Annotated in this window: 2 protein-coding genes; both read right to left on the reverse strand. The window is 42.8% G+C overall.

The annotated features are described in order from the left end of the window. Positions 1 to 109: 109 nt before the first annotated feature. On the reverse strand, positions 110 to 1207 hold the full coding sequence (locus BCT81_RS00290) for a YdcF family protein (protein ID WP_102422938.1): 1098 nt from the start codon (positions 1205 to 1207) through the stop codon (positions 110 to 112). Between the two features lie 350 nt (positions 1208 to 1557). Continuing rightward, entirely contained in the window at positions 1558 to 2529 is a 972-nt protein-coding gene (locus BCT81_RS00295; protein WP_102422939.1) for a hypothetical protein, read from the reverse strand. Positions 2530 to 2570: the final 41 nt, after the last annotated feature.

Below are 2570 nucleotides of genomic sequence, written 5' to 3' on the forward strand. Positions count from 1 at the left end.
ATCTTTTTACCTTTGAAACACTAAATAAAATAGGAGCACAGCATACCATCTAGCTGTGCTCGATTGTACTAGCAACTTATACTTTGCCTACTGTGAAGTAACGTGAAACCTAGCGAGACTCTAACGGGTAAGAACGGTAGCTCCACATCCCGTAAGTTCTAAGGGCATCACGGTAGATACCTAGTAGCTCCCCATCACTTGCTTTCTTAAGTTCTGAAAGTGGCTTGTCTGGGTAAGAAACCGTATCGAAAGTAATGCCCTGAGGGCCGGTTTGCCAGCTTGCCACTTCAAACAGAGTTTGACCACGGCGAACGTGGCTTGCCGAGCTAATAATCGTCGCGTGTTTAATGTTGTGGCGAGCTAACGCATAACTACTGAATAAGGCATTGCCAACCGTGCTAGTCGCATAGTTTTCTTCAATGATGCGATCTTTGCTTACCCCTTTATCGATAAGCCAGTCCGCCATCAACTTGCCTTCAGTCTTGTGGTTCTTCGGCACGCCACCCGTTAACACGATCATCGCATCCGGATTCGCTTTAGCCATAGCTAGAGTTGTCTCAAGACGCTCAATCAAGATCTGATGCATTGAGCCGTCTGGATTCAGCGCATAACCTAGAGTAACGATAGCGCCGTGATCATCCAGCAAACCTTTGTCTGCAGATTCTTTAAGCGGTGTTTCTAACACGCGATCAACCGTCGCAAAAATGCGTTTAATATCTTCAGCCTTACCTTCGTTCAGGCTTTCTAGTTTCTCCATGTGCTTATTGGATTCACTTTCATTGCCTTCAAATCTCTGCCAAACCGCAAGGTAAGCATGAAGATCAACATCGTCTGGTGCAACCGTCAGTGCTTGTTCAAACAGCTCAATCGCGCGCTCTGCATTTTTGTTGTAAATCTGAGCGTTCGCTGCCGAGATCAGTAAGTCAGTACGATAAGGTTCTAGTTGGTAAGCCTCTAGCAGTCGGTTGGTCACAATTTCCATGTTACTTGGCATTTTTGCTGTGAAACCGGCGTGAGAAATTCTCGCCGGAGACTTAAACGCTTGCAATGCATCAAGAAGTAATTGGTCGACAACCTGTCGCTTCGTCACTAGCTGCGCGTAATCGGCAGAAGCTTGAACTGCGCCATCGTTAGCAGCAAAAGAAAATGGCGCTGTGCCAAAGGCTAGCATGCCGCCAAGAGCGAGGGCGATAATGTTCTTTTTCATGGGGGGTCCTGTGTCGAAAAGTGTTCACGTCAGATTTTCTGCCTAATGTAAGCAGCTGGGACAAAAAAACTGTGAACTAATCCAAAGTATCTACAGGTGATATTCATTTGTTACATAAGGTATGACTGCAGATCACGATTTTGACAATATCAGTAAGCGTGCTTGCTGATAAAATTGCAGTTTGAAAAAACTAAGCGAACCTTGCTTCCCTCAAACTACAGAATAACTCGTATACTATGGCATCAATTCAAGAACAGAATTTCAAACAAAAGAACCTCCAACATAGAGGTCCTTTTCCTGTCTCTCTTAATATGTTTAGAGAAAATCTCGTGTAATACCGTATAAAAAAGTTACATAGCAAGAAGTGCTTTGATGTTACCGGAAAGGTTTAGCCTCCAGTAATCCCCATCACTCTTTAGTATAATAGTTTCATACTGTGTAGTAACTCGGTCGCCGAACTGCTCTTTTTTCTCGACTGTAATATACTTTTGGCCTTGGTAATCAAACTCATTAATTACACTGAACGAAGATAAGCGAGCGATATTAGAACCTTGAGCAATCTTGCGAATATTTAGGAAAGTATTCATAAAGACTTTATCATCCATAACCGCGATGTCTTCTCTAGCAGCTCCGGTACCAAAGGCAATATTCACGATATCAAGAACGTTCTGATTTCCATTTTGAAGGCCTTCCATAATGATTGATTTGAGTTCTCTAATGGCATCCATATGATAGAAACTTGCAGACTGGTTAAAACCGACCTTAGTGATGAAATCAAAATACTGCTCAACAAACTCGACAGGATCTTGAGACAAAGATAAGTCTCCTTCAACCACGACATCGACATTTTCAATCAATGCGAACGCTGAGCTATAAGGGGTAAAGTCGATACGTTTGTCTGCCAACCAATTATCATAAACCCATGATGATTCGTCCAAACAATGCTGCGATACTTCTGCCAACGGTATTCTGTCAACGATAGTAGTGTTGTGCGTTTTTTTACCTTGAGCGTTTGTCGCGTATGTATAAACCAAAACACCAGATTGCGGATAACGCGCCTCTCTATCTATCTCGCTAAAGGTAGTACTAATACACACTCTATCTATGCTATTAAGCGCTATTGGTAACAAGGCACTGGCTTCAGCCCTCTGTGCCAAATACCCCTCACTAAAGTCGAAAAAGTCAAAACTAGGTGCTTGATACAGATTAGGTTCTTCAGTCAGGGTTGGGAGCCCGTGCTTTGTATTCGGGCTAACAATATAGGTTTCACTCGCAGCGCTCGCTGAAATTAATAACATTACTAGTGGGGTGATATTCTTCATTATTTACTTCCTTCATATTTTGGCGAGAATATCTTTTATCC

Origin of the sequence: Vibrio sp. 10N.261.52.A1, from assembly GCF_002876325.1 — a bacterium.
Classification (GTDB): domain Bacteria; phylum Pseudomonadota; class Gammaproteobacteria; order Enterobacterales; family Vibrionaceae; genus Vibrio; species Vibrio chagasii.